This window comes from Caballeronia sp. GAWG1-5s-s, assembly GCF_023631445.1.
Classification (GTDB): domain Bacteria; phylum Pseudomonadota; class Gammaproteobacteria; order Burkholderiales; family Burkholderiaceae; genus Caballeronia.
The window spans coordinates 19,286-41,405 of the sequence record NZ_JALQDC010000021.1 but is presented as its reverse complement, the minus strand read 5'-3'; the positions used below and the strand labels follow the sequence as shown (position 1 = coordinate 41,405).

The 22,120-nt window shown below is 61.4% G+C and carries 16 protein-coding genes; 8 read left to right on the top strand and 8 right to left on the bottom strand.

The window, feature by feature from the left end:
* Window positions 1-50 precede the first annotated feature (50 nt).
* The 6 genes from acnA to NCR34_RS14300 all read left to right on the top strand — a co-directional run bounded on the left by acnA (window position 51) and on the right by NCR34_RS14300 (window position 11,462).
* On the top strand, window positions 51-2,756 hold the full coding sequence (gene acnA, locus NCR34_RS14325) for an aconitate hydratase AcnA (protein WP_250500189.1): 2,706 nt from the start codon (window positions 51-53) through the stop codon (window positions 2,754-2,756).
* Window positions 2,757-3,110: 354 nt separating this feature from the next.
* Window positions 3,111-4,022 carry a phage late control D family protein gene (locus tag NCR34_RS14320; protein WP_250500188.1) on the top strand — a complete coding sequence of 304 codons (912 nt, stop codon included), beginning with the start codon at window positions 3,111-3,113 and terminating at the stop codon, window positions 4,020-4,022.
* 108 nt (window positions 4,023-4,130) lie between these two features.
* Entirely contained in the window at window positions 4,131-6,704 is a 2,574-nt protein-coding gene (locus NCR34_RS14315; RefSeq protein WP_250500187.1) for a type VI secretion system Vgr family protein, read from the top strand.
* Window positions 6,694-8,106 carry a hypothetical protein gene (locus NCR34_RS14310; RefSeq protein WP_250500186.1) on the top strand — a complete coding sequence of 471 codons (1,413 nt, stop codon included), beginning with the start codon at window positions 6,694-6,696 and terminating at the stop codon, window positions 8,104-8,106. The genes NCR34_RS14315 and NCR34_RS14310 overlap by 11 nt, the downstream gene beginning before the upstream one ends.
* A 1-nt stretch (window position 8,107) precedes the next feature.
* Window positions 8,108-9,757, top strand: a complete 1,650-nt coding sequence (locus NCR34_RS14305) for a hypothetical protein (RefSeq protein ID WP_250500185.1) — start codon at window positions 8,108-8,110, stop codon at window positions 9,755-9,757.
* Between the two features lie 304 nt (window positions 9,758-10,061).
* Entirely contained in the window at window positions 10,062-11,462 is a 1,401-nt protein-coding gene (locus NCR34_RS14300) for a KPHS_23130 family T6SS system protein (RefSeq protein WP_250500184.1), read from the top strand.
* Between the two features lie 316 nt (window positions 11,463-11,778).
* On the opposite strand, the gene NCR34_RS14295 is transcribed toward NCR34_RS14300, so the two are convergent.
* The 3 genes from NCR34_RS14295 to NCR34_RS14285 are packed head-to-tail and all read right to left on the bottom strand — an operon-like array spanning window position 11,779 to window position 13,733.
* Complete coding sequence (locus tag NCR34_RS14295) at window positions 11,779-12,390, bottom strand: DUF5666 domain-containing protein (protein WP_250500183.1); 612 nt, start codon at window positions 12,388-12,390, stop codon at window positions 11,779-11,781.
* 49 nt (window positions 12,391-12,439) lie between these two features.
* Entirely contained in the window at window positions 12,440-13,207 is a 768-nt protein-coding gene (locus tag NCR34_RS14290) for a molybdopterin-dependent oxidoreductase (RefSeq protein WP_250500182.1), read from the bottom strand.
* Between the two features lie 4 nt (window positions 13,208-13,211).
* Entirely contained in the window at window positions 13,212-13,733 is a 522-nt protein-coding gene (locus NCR34_RS14285) for a cytochrome b/b6 domain-containing protein (RefSeq protein ID WP_250500197.1), read from the bottom strand.
* A 235-nt stretch (window positions 13,734-13,968) separates the two neighbouring features.
* Between NCR34_RS14285 and NCR34_RS14280 the strand changes: the two genes are divergently transcribed.
* Both NCR34_RS14280 and NCR34_RS14275 read left to right on the top strand, forming a co-directional pair.
* Window positions 13,969-14,640, top strand: a complete 672-nt coding sequence (locus NCR34_RS14280) for a heavy metal response regulator transcription factor (protein WP_206469105.1) — start codon at window positions 13,969-13,971, stop codon at window positions 14,638-14,640.
* A complete protein-coding gene (locus NCR34_RS14275; RefSeq protein ID WP_502800077.1) occupies window positions 14,637-16,073 on the top strand; it encodes a heavy metal sensor histidine kinase in 1,437 nt (478 codons plus the stop codon). The genes NCR34_RS14280 and NCR34_RS14275 overlap by 4 nt, the downstream gene beginning before the upstream one ends.
* 18 nt (window positions 16,074-16,091) lie before the next feature.
* Here the strand turns inward: NCR34_RS14275 and NCR34_RS14270 are convergent, their stop codons facing one another.
* The 5 genes from NCR34_RS14270 to ltnD form a co-directional block, all read right to left on the bottom strand.
* Window positions 16,092-17,885: an FAD-dependent oxidoreductase gene (locus NCR34_RS14270; protein WP_250500181.1), complete on the bottom strand. Its 1,794-nt coding sequence runs from the start codon at window positions 17,883-17,885 to the stop codon at window positions 16,092-16,094.
* On the bottom strand, window positions 17,882-18,994 hold the full coding sequence (locus NCR34_RS14265) for a DedA family protein/thiosulfate sulfurtransferase GlpE (RefSeq protein ID WP_250500195.1): 1,113 nt from the start codon (window positions 18,992-18,994) through the stop codon (window positions 17,882-17,884). Before NCR34_RS14265 ends, NCR34_RS14270 begins: the two co-directional genes overlap by 4 nt.
* A 380-nt stretch (window positions 18,995-19,374) precedes the next feature.
* A complete protein-coding gene (gene denD / locus NCR34_RS14260; protein WP_250500180.1) occupies window positions 19,375-20,340 on the bottom strand; it encodes a D-erythronate dehydrogenase in 966 nt (321 codons plus the stop codon).
* 28 nt (window positions 20,341-20,368) lie between these two features.
* The gene (gene otnI / locus NCR34_RS14255; RefSeq protein WP_250500179.1) at window positions 20,369-21,157 is read right to left on the bottom strand and encodes a 2-oxo-tetronate isomerase; all 789 of its coding nucleotides are present in this window, start codon (window positions 21,155-21,157) and stop codon (window positions 20,369-20,371) included.
* A 52-nt stretch (window positions 21,158-21,209) separates the two neighbouring features.
* The gene (gene ltnD, locus NCR34_RS14250; protein ID WP_250500178.1) at window positions 21,210-22,103 is read right to left on the bottom strand and encodes an L-threonate dehydrogenase; all 894 of its coding nucleotides are present in this window, start codon (window positions 22,101-22,103) and stop codon (window positions 21,210-21,212) included.
* Window positions 22,104-22,120: the final 17 nt, after the last annotated feature.

Genomic DNA, 22,120 nt, shown 5'->3' with positions numbered 1-22,120 from the left:
AGAAACGTTGCATCGAAGCTATTTCCTCGTTTAGCCCTAGGAAAATAACCATGGCCCACAATCTCCACAACACGCTCAAGGAATTCGACAGCGGCTCCGGCAAAGGCAAGTACTACTCGCTGCCGCAACTCGGAAAAGCACTGAACGTCGACATTCAGCGCCTGCCGGTTTCGATTCGTCTCGTGCTCGAATCCGTGCTGCGCAACTACGACGAAAAGAAGATCAGCGAGGAGCACATCAAGCAGCTCGCGAACTGGAAGCCGAACGCCGCCCGCGTCGATGAAATTCCGTTCGTCGTCGCGCGCGTGGTGCTGCAGGACTTCACCGGCGTGCCGCTGCTCGCCGACATCGCCGCGATGCGCGGCGTGGCGAAGCGCACGGGCAAGGACCCGAAGGCCATCGAGCCGCTGGTTCCGGTGGATCTCGTTGTCGATCACTCGGTGCAGATCGACCACTTCCGCGAGCCGAACGCGCTAGACCTGAACATGAAGCTGGAATTCCAGCGCAACAACGAGCGCTACCAGTTCATGAAGTGGGGGATGCAGGCGTTCGACACGTTCAAGGTCGTGCCGCCGGGCGTCGGTATCGTGCACCAGGTGAACCTCGAATACCTGGCGCGCGGCGTCCACAAGAAGGACGGCGTCTATTACCCGGACACGCTCGTCGGCACCGACAGCCACACGACGATGATCAACGGCATCGGCGTGGTGGGCTGGGGCGTGGGCGGCATCGAAGCGGAAGCGGGCATGCTCGGCCAGCCGGTCTACTTCCTGACGCCGGACGTGGTCGGCGTCGAGCTGAAGGGCAAGCTGCGCGAAGGCTGCACGGCCACCGACCTCGTGCTGACCATCACCGAGATGCTGCGCATGGAGAAGGTCGTCGGCAAGTTCGTCGAGTTCTTCGGCGAAGGCACGGCGTCGATCGCGGTGCCGGACCGCGCGACCATCGGCAATATGGCCCCGGAATACGGCGCGACCATGGGCTTCTTCCCGGTCGATGAAAAGACCATCGACTACTTCCGCGGCACGGGCCGCACCGACGAAGAAATCTCGGCGTTCGAAAACTACTTCAAGGCGCAGAACCTCTGGGGCGTGCCGAAGGCCGGCGACATCGAATACACGAAGACGCTGACGCTCGATCTGTCGACCGTCGCGCCGTCGCTCGCAGGCCCGAAGCGTCCGCAAGACCGCATCGAGATCGGCAATGTGAAGAGCACGTTCACCGACCTGTTCTCGAAGCCGGTCGGCGAAAACGGCTTCGCAAAGAAGCCGGAAGACCTGCAAGCCACGTACAAGACGGCAGACGGCATCGAAGTGAAGAACGGCGACGTGCTGATCGCGGCCATCACCTCGTGCACGAACACGTCGAACCCGAGCGTGCTGCTCGCCGCCGGCCTGCTCGCGAAGAAGGCGGTCGAAGCCGGCCTGACGGTCGCGCCGCACATCAAGACGTCGCTCGCGCCGGGATCGCGCATCGTCACCGACTATCTGACGAAGACGAACCTGCTGCCGTATCTCGACCAGCTCGGCTTCACGCTGGCCGCTTACGGCTGCACGACGTGTATCGGAAATGCGGGCGACCTGACGCCGGAACTGAACGACGCCATCGTGAAGAACGATATCGTCGCGGCGGCCGTGCTGTCGGGCAACCGCAACTTCGAGGCGCGCATTCACCCGAACATCCGCGCGAACTTCCTGGCATCGCCGCCGCTGGTCGTCGCCTACGCGATCGCCGGCAACATCACGCGCGACCTGATGACCGAGCCGGTCGGCCAAGGCAAGGATGGCCGCGACGTGTTCCTGGGCGATATCTGGCCGACGAGCGAAGAAGTGCACGCGCTGCTCAAGTTCGCCCTCGACGCGGATGCGTTCCGCCAGAACTACTCGCAGCTCACGAAGGAAGGGGATCTGTGGAGCAAGATTGCGGGCGAAACCGGTCAGGTCTATGACTGGCCGAAGTCGACGTACATCGCGGAGCCGCCCTTCTTCGGCAATGACTTCTCGATGAAGCCGGCCGATTCGATTCCGGCGGTGACGAAGGCACGCGCGCTCGGCATCTTCGGTGACTCGGTGACGACCGACCACATCAGCCCGGCGGGTTCGATCAAGGAAACGTCGCCGGCGGGCGTGTGGCTGAAGGCGAACGGCGTGCAGAAGGCCGACTTCAACAGCTACGGCTCGCGCCGCGGCAACCACGACGTGATGATGCGCGGCACGTTCGCGAACGTGCGGATCAAGAACCTGATGATCCCGCCGAAGGCAGACGGCACGCGCGTGGAAGGCGGCCTGACGATTCACCAGCCGAGCGGCGAACAGCTCTCGATCTACGACGCCGCGATGAAGTACATCGACGAAGGCACGCCGACCATCGTGTTCGCGGGCGAGGAGTACGGCACGGGTTCGTCGCGCGACTGGGCGGCGAAGGGCACGCAACTGCTCGGCGTGAAGGCCGTGGTGGCGCGCAGCTTCGAGCGGATCCATCGCTCGAATCTGGTCGGCATGGGCGTGTTGCCGCTGCAGTTCAAGGGCTCGGACAGCGTGCAGTCGCTCAACATCACGGGCGAAGAGACGTACGATATCGAAGGTCTCGGCGACGACTTCAAGCCGCAGCAGGAAGTGACGCTGGTGATTCACCGCAAGGACGGCAAGGAAGATCGCGTGGCGGTGCTGCTGCGTATCGATACGCCGATCGAAGTGGACTACTACAAGCACGGCGGAATTCTGCCGTTCGTGCTGCGCTCGCTGCTCGCGGCTTAAGCGCAAGTGTTTTGCAGGTGACCGCGCCCGAAAGGGCGCGGGAACATTGAACCCGGCCTTGGCCGGGTTTTTTTTCGTTCATCGAGATCACGGCGTAGTGCAGTTCGCGTTCTCAGGACGATTGCCGCCGTCGTGGGAGTCTGTAGGGACATCATCTTGCGTGACATTGCACTCGATTTTGCTTGCCTCGAAGCAATTAATAGTTGTCCCAACTTAAATGCCGCGCGCTGCTGCCTGTACAAATATCAAATTTCGTCAGAGATCACCGATGCACTATAAATCGACCTCAAATGCCGTTAGATTTCTGTCCGATAACGTTCGTAGTCGGAACTGACGTCAAATACAAGGAAGCACATGGCTGAATTCGATGGTGTTCGCAATCAGTTATTGACCGGCCGGCAGTCGGCCCACCTGAAAATCATCCTGAAGCAGTCGCCACGGCGGCGCGATGACGACAAGACGCTTACCGCACCAGAACTTTCTGTCGTCTCCTGGGAGGCGCGGGAGGAGTTCAATAAGCCGTATCGCATCAAACTACTCGTCACCGCGTCCAATGCCGTATCTCGCAAGCAAATTCTCGGACAGATGGCGCGCTTCACCATCCAGCCCGAAGATGGACGAGCTGTGCGGGATTTTAGTGGCTTCGTTTCCGCTTTCGACGCCGTGTCCGAATCGCGCGACCAGTTCACCTACAAGGTGGTCGTACCTCAGCATATCGCCCTTCTCGACGGCGCATTGAACTGCGCGACCTATCAAGGCAAGTCGTCACCGGAGATCATCGAGGAGGTTCTGGGGCGTCATGATTTGAAGTTCTTTATGCAGGTCCAGACGAACCTGCGCCGCACACATGCGCGCCACGCATTCCGCTTTCAGTACAACCTCTCCGATCTGGCGTTCTGTCAGTTGCAAATGGAGCAGGACGGCCTGTACTGGTACACGCGGCCCGGCAAGGATGGCGACGACCTGGTCATAGCAGACGATATCGATGGTTACACCTATCCGCCAATCGAGGTTCGGGACCGTCCAACGTCGAGCCTGCTGACGTTCGAAGAAGAGATTCACTCGTTCAAGGTCCGCACGCGTTCTGTACCGCGAAGCTATACGGTGGGCGACTTCAACCCCAACGCAGCGTGGGAGCGCATAAGAGCGGAGAAGAGCGTCGACTACACCGACGATGACGGCACCATGCTGGGCAGACCCGTGGTTTGGGGCACGCATCATCTTGATCAGAGCGGCGCAGAGCGCGAGGCGTTGCTGCGTCACTAGGCAGCGCTTGCGCGTCAGGTCGAGTACCGCATCGAGAGCACGATTCTTGGAGCCCATCCCGGGCGCACGCTAAAAACGGATCGCTCACAAGAAGATGCGCCGCACGGTATGGTCATCACAAGGGTGATCCATCGCGGTGGGCGCAACGAGAGCTATTCGAATTCGATCCGTGCAATTCCTGCGGACCGTGTCTGGGGCAAGCGGATTGACGAAAGCCGGTGGCCCAAAATTCACGGCACACTGGGAGCAACGGTCTGTTCTCCGAATAGCTATCGCTACGCGTATCTCACCGAAAAGGGTGAGTACGTCGTTCGTTTACATTGTGATTTTGGGAACTGGCCGAAAGGCGGTGAAAGTATTCCGCTGCGAGTGGCGAAGGCCTTCTCGGGTAAAAATAATACCGGAATGCACATGCCTGCGCTAGACGGCGACGAAGCGGAGATCGCCTTTCGCGAGGCGAATCCCAACAAGCCATTCATTCTCGCGTTTCTGCCGAACAGCACGCGGCCCGATCTCATCAACAGTTCGCGGCGCCGCATGTCGCGTAACGAGATCCGCACTCAGTCCGGCAACAAGATGTGGATGGAGGATTGGGAAGGTCAGGAAGGCGTCGAACTCAGTACGGAGCACTCGGACCGCTCGCAGCTCAACCTCGGTTTTATTCCGGATGGCGAACTGAAGGAACGCGGGACCGGCGCGGAGCTTCGCACGGGAGCGCATCTTGTCAATCGTGGCGGTGCGGGCGTGATGGTCACGGCGTACAACCAGGGTGGTGGCAGCGGCAAAGTGCTCGCCATGGACGAGACGGATGCGCAACTCAAGGACCATCAGAATCTGGCCGAGTCAATCGCCGGATCTGCCGGGGCGTCGAAGGCATCGCCTACGGACACCGAAGCACAGAAGGCGATTCATGACGCCTTACATGAACTGAAGAAGCCCGGCGTGCTCTTGACTGGTCCGGGACCGGTCGGCATCGCGTCAGGGGACGGCGTTCATGTGGCCGCAGACGGCTCAATTATCGGTACAGCAAAGAAAGGGGTTCACCTTACTTCGCTCAAACGTCTCACGGCGGCTGCGCGCGATGTGATGTCGTTCTTTTCGCAGAAGGGCATGAGCCTCATCACATCGGCGGGGGATTTCGTGGCACAGGCGCAGCGTGGCCGCATGCAGCTCGCCTCGCAAGGCGACATGACCGTGGAAACGGTGGACGGCGCGCTGCACGTGAAGTCGTCAAAGGAGATCGTGCTGAATGTCGGCGGCTCGTATCTGCGCATGACGCCTGGCGGTATTGAATTTGGTTCACGAGGCGGGGCTGTATTCAAGACGAGTGGCTTAAAGAAGGTCGGACCGGCGCAGATGGACTTGGGCGGCGCTGCGTTCGCGCCGACGTTTGTTCCCTACACGACTGCGTGCGAAGTGTGGCGTACTAATCCGGACTTCGTGGCGCCAGAGGGTGCGGCTTCGGTTAAGCCGGACGCGGAGCAATGGGGATCGCTTGGTAACACGGGAGCGGTTGCTCCTGCGCCGTCAGTCAACCCCGATGCTGCCCCCACCTCTAGTCCGACATCCTCGCCCGAACGCGTAGGGGCGATGAGTGACTATTCGCCATTTGATGGTAAGTACCCGGTCGTTGATGCCAACATTCCCACGACTGGAGTCAAACTGAATACGCCTGACGACCAGAAACAGGCTTATGTAACACCCGATCCCATAAAAATGACTTCTGCTGTTCCTTGTGACTGGAGTGCCGCAGATATCAAAGCCGATGTGCATTGCTGGCTCGAGACGACATATTACTGGGCGGTGCGGGAGGATAGAACGAAGTGGATAAACCCGAACACCAATATGCAGTACCAAGGGGGCGGCTCAAGGGACTCTCGTTTTGAATTCGCTTTTAGCGATGAGAAAAAAACGATTACCTGCACCCTGAGGGCAACGCTGATTCCAATGGACTTGTTCCGTATCGATGCAAATGGGGTGCGTGATATGTCTGTGGCTAACGAGGACACCTCCGTTCCATACGACTCATTTTCTCATAAATTCATGGTACCCGGATCGGTGAGCAATGGTTTGAAGATGGATTATCGCGATGCGGTCGGGAAAGACTATGACGTTGATCGGTTGCGAACGCGTGTCGAAGCCGTCTTAAACCAGGGCGATTACAGATTGATCTTAGATGGCTGCTCCAAAGGCGCGGCGTGCGGCTGCAGGGTAAAAGTAGCCTTCAAAGTCGATTTTCGTGTGTCAATAAAGGGCGCTCCGATTGACGGCTTCAGGCCGCATGTTTCCCTCCTGTTTCCTGCCGTTATTCGTCCTGATACCGGAGCGTGGGGAGAGAAGCGAAAATACCTTGAGAATGGAATATTCCGCGACTTCCCCCAATCTCACGTTGAGGCGCATGAATGCGGACATTACTTCAATTTTCCTGACGAGTACTATGATCAGGGCGGTTCAATCCACGAGTCATATATAAAGGACCAAGAAATCGATTTCTCTCTTGTGGATGCAAAGGCAGGGACACTGTTCTGGCAAGCTCATTCTACTGCGAATTTGATGGGTGACGGTGCAAATCTGGCTACCGACCACGGCACTGCGAAAATCTCGCCTTATTACTTGGAGTATGTGCGTCAACAATTCTCGCGTGCGACGAACAGATTGTGGAGGGTGGGCTATGAATCATAAACGGTGGACTACGCATATTGCGCATCTCGTCATCGTGTTGTTACTCTTTCTAGGCCATGCATACGCTGCGACGGTAAAAGCGGAGAACCAATTTATGCAGTTCAGCTATACGACGAATGGCGCTGCCGATGGCAGCATCAATCGATTTGGAAACAATGAAGTATCTGTTTCTGGCGATGTGCTGCGAGTCCAGATTGGCGACTCGCTAATGGATCGTAACATTACGGGTGTAGGAATCTATGAACTGAAGCTCCAATCCGAAGATCTCAACGCGGCGCGAAAATTTGCGGAACTGCTCTGTAGCCCTAAGGCATCTTCACCCGGAATTCCGACGACCGATTTATATATCGCCAAGTGTAACGGTGCGCTGAAAAGCAGTTTTGCAAGTGACTTCAGTCGCGAAATGGCGATCGAAATTTCCGAACTGGTGGGACGACTTACCAACGCAGGATTCAAGAACGGGCGACAGCTCGTGAAACTTGACGTCTCATTGTTATCCATTGAGCGTGCGAACGACGCTTTTTTGGTGTCCGTCAGATTCACGAATGGCGGCGACTACCCCATCACATTCAAGACGCCCGACAAGTGGGATTCCAGAATTGGCAAGGATACCTTGGGTGTAAGTGATGCAAAGAGCGGCATGGGCGGGAAATTCGGACTTGATCTGGTCGGTCAGCCTTTGGTTGATCCAGCAGATTTCCCTGATGGAGAAATCAGTCTCGCGCCCCATAGTGCCGCAGTGTTGAGAGTCAAGACGACCAACATCGGCAGCTTTGCCGCCGGCACCTATGATCTACATGCAAGTGCTTTCATGAGCATAAAGGTGGTTGGCATCGAGTCCAGTCTGCTTTACGTTGATTTCCATTCGGACTATAAGGATCCCACTCGCATAACATTCGATCGCAACTATCCCTCGACTCCCGAAGAGCGCGAAAACTGGGAGAGAATCCATCGTGCCGAACTGTCGTGGTGGCCGGTGAAGCCCGGTCAGACATTCGGGGAGGACGGCCTCTACCGTGCCGTGCGACTGGCCGACAATGGGGCCTATCGCAGCCTGCAACTCGTACCATTCAAGGCGGGAGACATCGCCACAACGGAAAACGTGAAGATGCTGATGGCATCCGCGAGCGGCGCCGAACTCAACGGGCCAGTCCAATGGCTGTGGGAAGGCAGTGCGCCGACACCCGTCAAACAATGGTCGTCCGAGACGATAGAAGGCACAAAGCAGTTCTGCAAAGCCGGTGAGGTCTGTCCGCGCAGTGGCCGCTGGCTTCCGCGCATTCGCTCGGGCAGTTCTTCTAAAGCGCTTCGCTACGATCTCGCGGGCATTGTCACGATGCGCCAAGGGCAGCGTATGCCTGCGCGCAACGACGGTGCCGAGTGGGAATGGCTGGGAGTCTGACATGGCCGAGCGCGCCTGTAATCTCCGCCTGTATCAAACCCTGGCGAACGCGACTGCCCTGGAAGGGTTCGAAGGCGTTGGCCTGAATGAACGCGGTATGGCCGTTCAGCGCCCCGCACGCAGTCGCATCGGGCTGGTAGTCGCGAACTACGCGCGTTCAGGGCACGACGTCATTCAGAGAAGACTTCATCCGTCGACGGCATTGAGGTCAAAGATTGCTATTCGACAAATTCTACACGTTCTGCTTTTTATCTTTATGTGGACGTGGGCTGACATCGCAATGGCAGATGGCGTCAGAAGTGGTGGCATGAACCGCGGCGCGTTCTCGCTTTCCTGGTCCGGCGGACTGGAATACGGCTCCCGTGAGATAAATTTCGATGGTGAGGAGACTTTATATTTTGCCAACGGTGACACCATCAACGATGAGACACAGACAGGTGTCGGCGTTTTCGCCCTGAGTCTACAAAGAAGCGATGTCCAAGCCTTGAAAAATGTCGCACAAGCGCTGTGTGATCCGGATGTTCAGACGGGTGGTCCGGAAACCTACGATCCTGCCGCGACGTTCAGCGTTGTGTGCCTGAATGATGGCAAAGCCGTGCGGAGGTCGGGCTCTCTGCGGCTCATTCCTGAGCGTTTTAGGCATCAGGTATTCGATGTTCCTCTGAGGCTATCGGAGCAGGCGAGGACGGATGGCCGCAAGCTGATAAAGTTGGACTTTTCTGCCTTGAGTGTTGAACGTAAGGACGGACGCTATCTCGTATCCGTTCGATTTATCAATTCCGGTACACGATGGATACGGTTCAGTACGCCTGATCAATGGGAAGGAACTATCACTGGGGGGCGGCTAGGGGTAGGAGCGGTTAGCAGAAATGGCGTGAACGGCGCCAGTGACAAGGTCCAGAAGTCGTGGGCGTTCGGCTTGAGCGGGAGGAGACTGATCAACCGTGAGGATTTTCCGCAGGGCATCGTTACGTTGAACCCAGGTGATATTAAGATTCTGAAATTCGAATCGACTCCGGACTACAGTGCAGTCAAAGGCGATTACGAATTCTCTGGCATTGCGTTTATGAGAATCGAGTACGACGGGTACGGATGGGGCCTTTCCTCACAGGTCGATTTCAAGCCGATAAGACGGCCTGTTACAGTCGACGAGGACTACCCCTCGACGGCAAGGGAGCGCGAGCAATGGGAGGCAACACATCGCGCCGCAATGTCGCACCAGCCCGTGAAGCCCGGTCAGACATTTGCGGAGCACGGCCTCTACCGTGCCGTCCGACTGGCCGACAACGGCGCCTATCGCAGCCTGCAACTCGTACCGTTCAAGGCGGGCGACATCGCCACAACGGAAAACGTGAAGATGCTGATGGCATCTGCGAGCGGCGCCGAACTTAACGGGCCGGTCCAATGGCTGTGGGAAGGCAGTGCGCCGACACCTGTCAAACAATGGTCGTCCGAAACGATAGAAGACACAAAGCAGTTCTGCAAATCAAGCGAGGTCTGTCCGCGTAGTGGCCGCTGGCTTGCGCGCGTTCGCGCAGGCAGTTCTTCTAACGCGTACCGCTACGATCTCGCGGGCATTGTCACGATGCGCCAGGGACAGCGTATGCCTGCGCGCAACGACGGTGCCGAGTGGGAATGGTTGGGAGTCTGAGATGACAGAGCGCGCCTGTATTCTCCGCCTGGACCGAACCACGGCGAACGGGACTGTCCTTGACGGGATCGACGGCGTTGGCCCGGATGAGCGCGGTATGAGCTACCTCGGGGCACGCGTGCAGTGCCCGGCATGCGGTTCCATCGGGGTTATCGCAGCCAAAGGTGCGCGTTCAAGCGATGATGCGATGGAGGACAAATTGCCCGCGCTGGAAGGCGACTTCTGTCGTTGTCGCTGCACTCCCCCGCCGACGCTGATCGCTTCTCAGCACGACTGGACATACGAAGGCTAAAGCGGAGGAGCAATGGCTTTTCGTTGGAATCAGGTCATACCTGAAGAGGAAGAGATCGGCGATCCGCCGCCCATCTGGATATACCTGGTGCTATTCGTCGTCGTAGAGTGCGTTGCGCTGGCAATTACCGTCGTGTCGTGGCCCACAGGCAAACCAGTCGCGTCGTTCGACTTTTTGAGGGGGATTCTACTGATCGGGCCGCTCTTTTGGGGGTCGCTGTCAAGTTCAATCTACCATATATGTCATGGCGCGCACGCCTTCGACACGGCTGTCATCAATCATGAGGCTTGGCAATTGCGCCGCTCATGGCAACGGAACGGACGGTCCGGTATGGCCGTGCTCGACAGTGTGATACTCGCTCCGGAACCCGACTTAGGCGAGCGCATGTTGGGCTTGGACGGCACGCCACCGCATAATCCGGGCAAGGTAATGACAATCGAGGTGGACGACACAGGGGCCGAATCTCGATTGCACGCCGTGCTGAAACAACTGCTGCGGCCGCTCATATCGAAGCTGGCGAAAGCGATGAAGAGCGATTCGTTCCAGCTCATCATGCAGGGCGACCGGGATGAATCCTCTGATGTCGTTCTTGCTGTGTGGAAGATGCTGGAACTGCCAGGCTCACCGCGAGTTGTCATCATGCCAGCGCACACCGCGCCCAAATTTGCGGACGAGTGGTTCGCCGCTGACGGGGATCCGTCATATCGACTCGTACTGGCTTGGCATCTGCACGATACGGATGATCCGTCGAGCGAGTCTTCCGAATTCGCCGTGGCGCTGTTGCTGACGTCGCACGAGAATTGGTGGAATCTGCGCGACAAGCTCAAGCCGCAATCGTGGCTGTTGCGTGGGATCGAAGCCGAGGCCGCCGAAGTCGGAGACGCGCTGACGGCATTGCTTGCGGCCGAGCAGGTCGAAACGAAGCGCATTCGCAACTTCTGGCATAGCCGCCTGAGAGGCATCGCGCAGCATGCGACTCTCGGCGCAGTGAGGGACAGCGGACTGGAGGTATCAACTCATGTGCTCGACGCTGCTATTGGTCCACAGGCTCCCGCATCACGGTGGCTCATGTATGCGCTGGCAGCAAAGATGGCGCACTTCGGTCAGGGCGCTCAGTTGGTGGCGCTGCCTGCTGAGATCGGGGTGACGCTGAGCCTGGCCGCTCGGGCGCTCAGAGGGGTGAACGCCCCATGGAAAGACAGTTACGCCTATTCTCTCGTCCCCGTTGCCGAGATCGTGTCCGTGACCTTCGGCATCGCTGGCATCCTGCTTCTTGATGCTCGCGATGGCTGGAAAACCCTCGACACGGCTCTTTTGACGGCGGCTGTTATCCTCAGCGGCGCGCTTGCCGGGGCGAAGCACCTGCGCTACAAGGCGCTCGTCGATGAGTTCTGGCGTGTGTGCATACGGTAACAGGCACAAAGACCATGACGCTAGGCACGCGCGGACCGGGCAGTGCCTAGACTGTCGATGGTATGCCCTTACCTCCACGCGTAACACCGGCGCCGCGTTTGCTCACTGATCACGGCCTCGCGGATGGCATGTGGTGAATAGTCCGCCGACTGCTGTTCCAGCAACTCAGCGGGTCCGATGCGTTGCGACTGGACGCTTCCGGCGCGAACGTCGGCTAACAATGCGTCCGTTGCGAGATTTCCGACAGCTCTTCCTGAAACCCCGCAACAGAACAACTTGGCGCATCTCCTTCGGACGTTAGCGTTCCACCGCCCCCTCACATCGGCGGCACAACCCCCTCCTTCTCCACCACGATCCGCTGCGCCGCGAACTCCCCGCCCGCCGGGCTCGCCACGACGAACACCTTCTTCCCAGGCTTCAGATCATCATGCGTGGCAGGCGCGAACGTCACCACCGGCACGTTCTCCGGCACCGTGATCGAACTGGAACCGCCCTTGTACGACAGCTTCAGATCACGTCCGCTCGTGCCCTGCACGACCTGATCGACGTTCGCATTCGTCATCGAGCTCTGCGGGCCCAAGTCCCACGCGTAATGTCCCTCGCCCGTGCCGCGCGCCGCTTCCGGGAACACCAGCACTTCGGTCGCCGTCAGCTTGCCGTCGGTGCCCGTCGTCGCCGCCGTGCCGACGAATTCGCCCGGCTTGATGTCCTGCAGCTTGATGTTCCTGAGCGCCGTCACGGGCGTGTCGGCTTTGACCGTGATTTTGACCGTATCGCCGCTACGACGATGCACCGTGAGCGTATCGCCCGACAGCGCAACGATATCGCCGCGAATACGCGTTGGCTTGGCAGCGGGCGTCTGCGCAAAAGCACCAGCCGTGAATGCGAGCGCCGCGATGCTGACGCCGAGTTTCATGCGAATGGACATGCAATCTCCTTCTGGTTGAACAAAAGACAAGCGTTGAATCAACGTCTGATCAGGAACCGCCGAACCAGTTGTAGCCCTGGTTCTCCCAATAGCCGCCGGGGTATTCGTTGGTCACGGTTATCGCGACGATATGCTTCGGGTTCTTGTAGCCGAGCTTGGTCGGCATGCGCAGCTTCATCGGGAATCCGTACTTCGGCGGCAAGATCTGGCCGTCGTAGGTCAGCGTGAGCAGCGTCTGCGCGTGCAGCGCGGTCGGCATGTCGATGCTCGTCGAGTAGTTGTCCGCGCAATGGAACGCGACATACTTCGCGCTCGTATCCGCGCCTGCGCGCGCCAGAAAATGCGCGAAGCGCACGCCGCCCCATTTGCCGATCGCGCTCCAGCCTTCTATGCAGATATGCCGCGTGATCTGGCTTTCCTGCGGCATTGCGTGAAGTTCGTCGAGCGTCCACACGCGCTTGCCTTTCACAAGACCGCCGACTGCCAGCTTGTACGCGGACGGATCCACTTCAGGCACTTGGTCGATGTCATAGAACGCGTTGAACGGAAACGGCCGCGTGATCATCGACTCGGGATACGTCGGCGCGAGCTTGTTCGGATCGAAGAGCAGCGCCTGCGCATCGTCGTTCAGCGACGAAATCTTGCGCAGCATCGCGTTCACTGACTTGTCGTCGGTGATATTGCAGCCCGACAGCATGACGAGTCCGCCGAGCGAAAGAATGCGCTTGCCGAACAGGCGCCGCGCGGGCGCTTTGAGTTCCTTCGCTGCGTCCTTGATGATGGACTCGGCGTCGAGTGTGTCCTTGTTGATCGGCATGGCGTCAACGTCCTTTGATCATCAATACGAGCGAACGCGGCACGAGCGCGACCATCGCCACGTGCAGCACGACGAACGCAACGAGAAAGCTCATGCCGAAGAAATGCACGACGCGGGCGTTGTCATAGCCGCCCATCAGCGTGCGCAGCCACGGAAACTGCACGGACTTCCACACGACCAGCCCCGACAGAATGATGACGACGATATCCACGATCACCGCGAGATACGCGAACTTCTGCACCGCGTTGTAGTGCGTGAGATCGTCGTGGCCGAGCTTGCCGCGCAGCGCCGCGAACGCATCGCTGAGCACGCTCTTGATGCTCAACGGAAACATGCGACGGCGCAGGCGGCCGGTCGCCACATTCATCGCGAGATAGACGATGAAGTTCGCGACCAGCAGCCACATCGCCGCGAAATGCCACTGAAGCGCGCCGCCGAGCCAGCCGCCGAGCGTGATGGCGGGTGAAAACGTGAGCGCCTTGAAGATGGGCGACGCGTTATAGATTTGCCAGCCGCTCGTCACCATCACAACGATGGCGAGCGCATTCACCCAATGCGTGATGCGCAACCAGAGCGGCTGAACCGGCCGAAGTGTTCGTTCTTGCACGTATTGCCTCACGGGTCGATGATCGAGCATGGACGCATGCTAACGGCCGCGCGCTGATCGATCGATGACGTCTCCATGACGTTTTTGTCATTTGCGGCGCGACAAGGCAGACGCTCGATAGAATCACGTCAACCTGATAACGAAGCTCGCGCGCATGACCATTCTCGTGATCGAAGACGACCGCAAGACCGGCGATTACCTGAAAAAAGGGCTCATCGAGTCCGGCTATCAGGTGGACCTCGTGCGCAACGGCACGGACGGTCTGCATCAGGCGCTCGCCAACCCGTACGAATTGATCGTGCTGGACGTCATGCTGCCCGGCATCGACGGATGGCAGGTCATGGCCGCGTTACGCGCGAAGCGTGACTTGCCTGTCATCTTTCTCACGGCGCGCGATCACGTCACGGACCGCATTCACGGGCTCGAACTCGGCGCGGACGATTATCTCGTCAAGCCGTTTTCCTTCACCGAACTGGTCTTGCGCATTCGTACGCTGCTGCGTCGCGGCGTGATGCGCGAGTCCGATACGTTCCAGATCGCCGATCTGCATGTGGATGTCTTGCGCCGCAAGGTCACGCGCAAGGGCATCGACATCGTGTTGACCAACAAGGAATTCGCGCTGCTGCATCTGTTCTGCAAGCATCCCGGCGAAGCGTTGTCGCGCACGCTCATCGCATCCGAAGTGTGGGACATGAACTTCGACAGCGACACCAACGTGGTCGATGTCGCCGTCAAACGCCTGCGCGCGAAAATCGACAATGCGTTCGAGCCGAAGCTCATTCACACGGTGCGCAGCATCGGCTATTCGTTCGGAGAGGATGCTTGAACCTGCGCTTCAACCAGCGCTTGAACCAGCGCTTGATTCCGCGCTCGCGCTCGCTTGCGCTGCGCATCGCGCTGTCGTTCGCGGCCATCGTGTGGATCGTGGTCGGCATGGTCGGCGTGGCGCTGTATCAGGCGACGAACTCGGCGCTGTCGACGCGCGCCGATTATCAGTTGATCGGACGCGTGGAGCACTTTCGCTCGCTGCTGCACGATCTCTATACGATCAACGAGATCGAAGCGCGCCCCCGGCTCTTCGAAACCATGCTCGGCGACCGGCAGGACGTGATCATCTTCCGGCGCGCGGGATCGGCGGCGTTCATCAACGTCAATCTCGACCATATGCCGTTGCCGCCGCTGCATATCGTGCCGGTCAACCGCGCGATCGGGCTCGACGATCTGTACGAAGGCGCCCGTGCCGACGGCGTGCGCATGCGCTGGATCGGCGCGCAGGCGCGCATCGGCGAGAGCGGCGAAGTGGTCGAGATCGTCGCGGCGCATGTGATGACGCAGGAAGCACGCGTGCTGTCCACGTACCTCGTTCGCGTGTGGGTCAACATGATCGGCGCGGCGCTCATTGCGATGTTGCTGGCGTACTGGGCCACGAGCCGCGGCCTGCGACCGCTCAAGCTCATGGCCGACAAAGCCGCCGAGATCACGCCCCACCGCCTGTCCGCGCGTCTCGACGTGGCGCATGCGCCGACTGAATTGCAGGGCCTCGCCGCGTCGTTCAACGCCATGCTCGACCGTCTGGAAACCGGTTACGAGCGCCTGCTGCAATTCTCGGCGGACCTCGCGCACGAACTGCGCACGCCCATCGGCGTGTTGATCGGCGAAACACAGGTCACGCTCGCGCACGCGCGCAGCGCGCCGGAATATCGCAGCGTGCTCGAATCGAATCTCGAAGAACTGGAGCGGCTCGCGCGCATCGCGCAGAACATCCTGTTTCTCGCGCAGGCCGATCACGGCGAGCAGGCCATCGAGCGCGAGCGTCTCGACCTACGCGACGAATTGCAGAGCATCGCCGCGTATTTCGAAGGCATCGCGGAAGAGCGCCGCATCACGTTCGATATCGACGCAACCGGCGACATGCACGCCAACGCGATCATGTGCCGCCGCGCTATCGGCAATGTCGTGGTGAACGCGGTGCGGTATGCGACGCCGGACAGCGTCGTGCGTCTGTCCGGCCACGCGGATGCCGAGGGCGCGTGCATCGTCGTCGGAAATCGCGGCGCGCCGATTCCGCGCGAAGTACTCGCGCGGCTTTTCGACCGCTTCTATCGTGGCGACGCAGCGCGCAGCGAATGGACCGAATCGAGCGGACTCGGCCTCGCCATCGTGCAGGCGATCATGCGGATGCACGGCGGAAGCGCGTCGGCGGAGTGCTCGGCTGACGGCTGGATCGAGTTCACGCTACGCTTTCCCGCCGCAGCCTGAGCGCGTCCCGCCTAGCGATCACGATCCCGCGACGCTCGCCACTTCGCGCTGCGCCAGCAACGCGTGAATCTGCGAGACGACCGCCGCGCCTTCGCCCACGGCCGCCGCCACGCGCTTGGTCGAACTGGAGCGCACGTCGCCGATGGCGAACACGCCCGGCACGCTCGTCTCCAGTCCCATCACGCCTTCGGTGCGTCCCTCGTGCGCCTCGGGTCCGGTCAGCACGAAGCCCTTGGCGTCGGTATTCACGCTGCAATCGCGCAGCCAGTCGGTGTTCGGGTCCGCGCCGGTGAACAGGAACAGATGCCGCGATTCGAGCTTGAGCGGCCCATCCGGCGTCTTGCAGTTGATGGCCGTGAGCACGCGGTCATCGCCTTCCAGCGAGACGATCTGCGTATGCGTGCGTACCGTCACGTTGGGCAACGAGCCGATGCGCTCGACCAGATAATGCGACATGCTCGCCGAGAGGCTCGCGCCGCGAATCAGCACGTCGACGTGACGCGCGTGCGATGCGAGATACACCGCCGCCTGCCCCGCCGAATTGCCGCCGCCCACCAGCACGACGTCGGCGTTCTTGCAGAGCTTCGCTTCTACCGGCGACGCCCAGTAGTACGTGCCGCGGCCCTCATAACGTTCCAGCCCTTCGATGGCCGGCCGCCGGTACGCCGCGCCCGACGCGATCACGACCGTCTGTGTCGAGACGCGCGTGCCGTTTTCCAGTTCGATCTGAATGGGCGACTCGCCGCAATGCAGCGCCTTGATGCGCGTCGGAATGGCGATGTGCGCGCCGAACTTCTGCGCCTGCACGAACGCCCGCCCCGCGAGCGCCTGACCGGAGATGCCGGTCGGAAAGCCGAGATAGTTTTCGATGCGCGAGCTCGCGCCCGCCTGACCGCCCGGCGCGCGGCAATCGAACACGGCCACCGACAATCCTTCGGACGCCGCATAAACGGCCGTCGCAAGACCGGCCGGCCCTGCGCCGACTATCGCGACATCGTAGACGTGGTTCGAATCGAACTCCGGCAGCCAGCCGAGCTGCGTCGCTACCTGATTCTCGTCCGGCGCGCGTAACACCGTGCCGTCCGGACAAATGACGAGCGGGAAATCCGCCGTGGAGGCCGAGATGCGCTCCAGCAGCGCGATGGCGTCCGGGTCCGTGTTCGCGTCGATGACCGTGTGCGGATAGCCGTTGCGCCGGAAGAAGCCTTGCAGCGAGATGAGCCGGCCATCGTCCGCCTGGCCGAGCAACACGGGCCCGCTGCCCTTCTCGATCAAGCCGACGCGCCGCAGGATCAGCGCGCGCATGATGCGCTCGCCGAGTTCCGCTTCGGCGACGAGCAGCGCGCGCAGCCGTTCGGGCGGGATCACGAAGCCTTCGACATCTTCGGCCGCCATGCCGTCCACCAGACACGGTTTGCCGGAAAGCTGCGCCACTTCCGCGAGAAAATGCCCCGCGCCGTGTTCGACGACGATATGCGTCTTGCCGAGCGCGTCGCGCCGGGTGACGCGCACGAGTCCCTTCAGTATGACCACCATGCCGCGCCCGACTTCGCCTGTGCGGAACATCCACTCGCCCGCGCGCCAGCGCGCCGCCTTGCCGAAGCGGGACATGCGCTGGATCTCGTCGTCGGTGAGACGCGGAAACATCTGGTGCGCCCGCGTTTGCAGCGGCGAAAACGGCGCGCTCTCCGCTTCGGGCGCGGCCGCGGTCGGCGCCGGCGTGCCCGAATCGTCCGGCGGCGGCATGCCCGGACTCCACGCCACGACATTCGGCATCTGCATGGCGCGATCGCTGTTCGGGGTGGTGCTCATGCGTGATCTCCGTGAGGTAAGCCGGGTTCATGCAGGGGCGCCGACGTAATGTTGGCGGACGGTGTGTTGGGCGACGCCGCATCTCGCACCATCGGCAGCGAGCACGTATTGGCGATCTGCTCCGCTTCTTCCGGCGTCGCCGCGACGATCTCGCCGAACTCCGTGAGCTTCGCCACTTCGAAGCCGGCGAGCCGCCATGCGTCGAGGCCGCCCGTGAGCGGCAAGACATCGCGAAAGCCCGCGTTGCGCAGCGTCTTCGCCATCCATGCGGCGGACACTTCGTTCGGGCACGAGCAATAAATGACGAGCTTGCGGTCCTTGTCGTAGTTCTCGATGATCTTCTGCAACTCGCGCTCGTCCGCGAACAGCGCGCCCGGAATCACGTACGGGTCGAGCATGCGCTTTTCCGCCGAGCGGATATCGAAGATGACGGGCAGCGGATCGCCGTGCATCAGCGCGTAGAGATCATCCACCGAGATGCGCGCTTTCTCCAGCGTCGCCATGAGCGCGCGGCGGCGCCACCAGCGGTAGGTCACGTAGACGGCGAGCAGCACCGCGACCACGATCACCGCTTGCCGCCCGAGCCGCGAGATCATCGCGAAGACCATTTCCAGTTCCGCCGCGAACACCACGCCGACGGAGAGGCCGACCGCGCTCCACAACGCGACGCCGGCGCCGTCGTGCAGGACGAAGCTGCGCAGCCGCACGCCCATCGCGCCCGCGAGCGGCACCGACACGAGCGACAGACCGGGGATGAACTTTGCGACGAGCAGAATGCGCACGCCCCAGCGTCCGAAGAAGCGTTCGGTCTTCTTCACGCAGGTATCGCGCGAGAGCGACAGCTTGCAGATGGTCTTGAGCGTGCGGTCGCCGTACTTGCGCCCGCCCTGAAACCAGACGAGATCGCCGAGCACGCCGCCCAGCACGGCGACGGCCAGAACGCCCGCGAGCGGCGGCCAGAACGCTCCGCCGTTCACGGCCATGAGCGCGGTGGATGCGCCGACGATGATCATCGTCGGCATGGCGGGCACGGGCAGCCCGAGCGCGGAGCCCATGACGTTGATGAAAACGATCGCCGGGCCGAAACGATCGACTAGCTGGTGGAGCAACATGGGATCTCCCGCGTGCGCGATGGCGTTCTGACGTGACCGAAGCGCTTGCCGCGAGCGCGGCGAAGGCGGCAATCCGGCCGCGAGCGAGGGAGAAACGGGCGTGCGACGCCCGTGATCCACTGCGGCCTTCGTCACACTGAAGAGAGGAGTGTAGCGCGGAAATAAGGATGTAAGCGTGACACGTGCGCGGCATGCCGGGCGCGATGGCGTTAGCTATCCGCTCCTTGAATTAGCTGCGAGTGTTTGCGCTCTTCGCGCTAAACGCTGCGCAGGTTTGCGCGAGCTTCGCGCGACGAGCGCGGCGAAGACGTCGGCGGCGGCATCACCCGATAGTTCGGCCGCGCCGCTTCCGCATGAGCGCTCGCCGACTTGCGCGGCTACCCGCGCATTTCCTCGATGTAAGCGCGAATCACGTCAGCGAACGACCGGTCGCCCGTCAGTCCCAATTGCTGGGCGCGTGACGTATCCCACGCGCCCGGCCAGCTTGCGACGATCTTCGCGATGCGCTCGTCGCGCTGCCAGTCGATGCGCGACACGACCTCGTCGCCCGCCACTTCGCGCAGCGCCGCAACCATCTCGTTCACGCTCACCGACAACCCCGGCAGATTGATGATCGGCCGCATGCCGAACTCGGCGCGATCGATCTCGCAGCCGGCGATCAGCGCATCGACGGCGCTCTTCGGCGAGAGCAGCCACAGCCGCGTGTCGCCGTCCACCGGACACACCGAGCGTTCGCCGTTCAGCGGCTCGCGAATGATGCCGCTCGCAAACGACGACGCCGCCGCGTTCGGCTTGCCCGGCCGCACGCTGATGGTCGGCAGCCGCAGCACGCGGCCATCCACGAAGCCGCGCCGCGAGTAATCGCAGAGCAGCAGTTCGGCAATGGCCTTCTGCGTTCCATACGACGTTTGCGGGTTCAGCGCCGTGTCGTCCTGCACGATGTCCGGCAGCACGCCGCCATACACCGCGACCGAACTCGTGAACACGACGCGCGGCGCGTGCCCCGACGCGCGGCACACTTCGAGCAGCGTGCGCGACGCATCCAGATTGATGCGCATGCCGAGATCGAACTCCGCTTCGGCCTGGCCGGAGACGATGGCCGCGAGATGAAAGATAGCGCGCGTCTCGCCGTCGATGCAGCGTTCCAGCACCGCGCGCTCCGCGATATCGCCGGTTTCGGCGCGCACGCGCGGGTCGGCGAGCAGCTGCGCGTCGGCGGGACGCGCCACGTCGAGCAGCAGCAGTTCGGTGACCGGCTGGCCGTCGAGCGTGCCGCGTTCCAGCAACCGCTTGGCGAGCCGCTGGCCGAGAAAGCCCGCGCCGCCCGTGATCAGGATTTTCATGTCGTCGCTCCAGAACGCATCACATGCATCACAGATAAGGCTTCAGCCAGCCGAGACCTTCGGACGTGCCCGCTTTCGGCCGGTATTCGCAGCCGATCCATCCGTCGTAGCCGAGCGAATCGATCAGTTCGAACAGATACGGATAGTTCAGCTCGCCGATATCCGGCTCGTTGCGGTCCGGCACGCCCGCAATCTGAATGTGCCCGATGCCGGCGTTCGGCCGCTTCATGTCGCGCTTGAGTTTCACGGCGATATCGCCTTCGACGATCTGGCAGTGATAGATGTCGAACTGCACTTGCAGATTCGGCGCGCCGATTTCATCGCAGATGGCTTGCGCCTCGTCCTGTCGATTCAGGAAGAAGCCGGGAATATCGCGCGTGTTGATCGGCTCGATCACGATGCCGACGCCCGCCGACTGCGCCGCTTTCGCCGCGTATTCGAGATTGCGCAGATAGACGGCGCCGTGCTCGTCGCGCGGCTGATCCGGCGCGATGAGGCCGGCCATCACGTGCAGCTTCTTGTTGCCGAGCGCGGCCGTGTATTCGAGCGCCTTGTCGATGCTTTGCCGAAATTCGTCCTCGCGCCCCGGCAACGACGCGATGCCGCGCTCGCCCGCCGCCCAGTCGCCGGGCGGCGCGTTGAACAGCGCCTGCGTCAGGCCGTTGTCGGTCAGGCGCGCCTTGATGTCGGCGGCGGGGAAGTCGTACGGGAACAGGAATTCGACCGCCTTGAAGCCGTCTTTCGCGGCGGCGGCGAAGCGGTCGAGGAACGCGTGTTCGGGATACATCATCGTCAGATTCGCGGCGAAGCGGGGCATCGCGTGTTCTCCTTCAGTGTCCTTGTGGCGGCTCGGCTTGTTGCTTCAGGCGTCACTTCGCAGTTTTGGGAAGCTCGATGCCGGGAAAGATCTTGATGACCGAGGAATCGTCCTCGCCCCCGTACCCGGCCGTCGACGCCATCATGAACATCTGATGCGCGGCGGCAGAAAGCGGCAGCGGAAACTTCGTCGTGCGCGCCGTATCGAGCACGAGGCCCAGGTCTTTCACGAAGATATCGACGGCGGAAAGCGGCGTGGTGTCGCCCGCGAGGATATGCGGCACGCGGTTCTCGAACATCCACGAATTGCCGGCGCTGTGCGTGATGACGTCGTAGAGCGCCTCCGGATCGACGCCTTCGCGCAAGCCGAGCGCCATCGCTTCGGCGGCCGCCGCGATATGCACGCCCGCGAGCAGTTGATTGATGATCTTGACCTTCGAGCCCGCGCCGTGCGCGTCGCCCAGCCGATACACCTTGCCGGCCATCGCGTCGAGCACGTCTTCGCACGCGGCGTAGGCGGCGGCGGGGCCGGAAGTCATCATCGTCATTTCGCCGGATGCCGCCTTCGCCGCGCCACCGGACACGGGCGAGTCGAGCATCAGCACGCCTTTTTGCGCGATGCGCTCGCCCAGCTGCACGGCGAACGCGGGCGCGACGGTCGCGCAGGCCAGCACGACGCTGCCCGGCTTCATCGCGTCGACGGCCCCGGACTCGCCAAACAGCACGGCTTCCGTCTGCGCCGCGTTGACGACGAGCGTCACGACGACATCGCACTTGCCGCCCAACTCCGCCGGCGACGCGCACGCGATGCCGCCTTCCGCCGCGAAGGCGTCGAGCACGTCGCGGCGCACATCGCACGCATGGACGGCGAATCCCGCCCGCAAGAGTGAGCGCGCGACGCCCATTCCCATCGCGCCCAGCCCGATGACTCCGACGTTTCTCGACATGGCGTTCCTCTGGTTTG

Bases quoted from the DNA above. Each gene is read 5' to 3' on its own strand.
- acnA (WP_250500189.1), top strand. From the start codon at position 51: ATGGCCCACAATCTCCACAACACGCTCAAGGAATTCGACAGCGGCTCC.
- NCR34_RS14320 (WP_250500188.1), top strand. From the start codon at position 3,111: ATGGCTGAATTCGATGGTGTTCGCAATCAGTTATTGACCGGCCGGCAG.
- NCR34_RS14315 (WP_250500187.1), top strand. From the start codon at position 4,131: ATGGTCATCACAAGGGTGATCCATCGCGGTGGGCGCAACGAGAGCTAT.
- NCR34_RS14310 (WP_250500186.1), top strand. From the start codon at position 6,694: ATGAATCATAAACGGTGGACTACGCATATTGCGCATCTCGTCATCGTG.
- NCR34_RS14305 (WP_250500185.1), top strand. From the start codon at position 8,108: ATGGCCGAGCGCGCCTGTAATCTCCGCCTGTATCAAACCCTGGCGAAC.
- NCR34_RS14300 (WP_250500184.1), top strand. From the start codon at position 10,062: ATGGCTTTTCGTTGGAATCAGGTCATACCTGAAGAGGAAGAGATCGGC.
- NCR34_RS14295 (WP_250500183.1), bottom strand. From the start codon at position 12,390: ATGTCCATTCGCATGAAACTCGGCGTCAGCATCGCGGCGCTCGCATTC.
- NCR34_RS14290 (WP_250500182.1), bottom strand. From the start codon at position 13,207: ATGCCGATCAACAAGGACACACTCGACGCCGAGTCCATCATCAAGGAC.
- NCR34_RS14285 (WP_250500197.1), bottom strand. From the start codon at position 13,733: ATGGTGACGAGCGGCTGGCAAATCTATAACGCGTCGCCCATCTTCAAG.
- NCR34_RS14280 (WP_206469105.1), top strand. From the start codon at position 13,969: ATGACCATTCTCGTGATCGAAGACGACCGCAAGACCGGCGATTACCTG.
- NCR34_RS14270 (WP_250500181.1), bottom strand. From the start codon at position 17,885: ATGAGCACCACCCCGAACAGCGATCGCGCCATGCAGATGCCGAATGTC.
- denD (WP_250500180.1), bottom strand. From the start codon at position 20,340: ATGAAAATCCTGATCACGGGCGGCGCGGGCTTTCTCGGCCAGCGGCTC.
- otnI (WP_250500179.1), bottom strand. From the start codon at position 21,157: ATGCCCCGCTTCGCCGCGAATCTGACGATGATGTATCCCGAACACGCG.
- ltnD (WP_250500178.1), bottom strand. From the start codon at position 22,103: ATGTCGAGAAACGTCGGAGTCATCGGGCTGGGCGCGATGGGAATGGGC.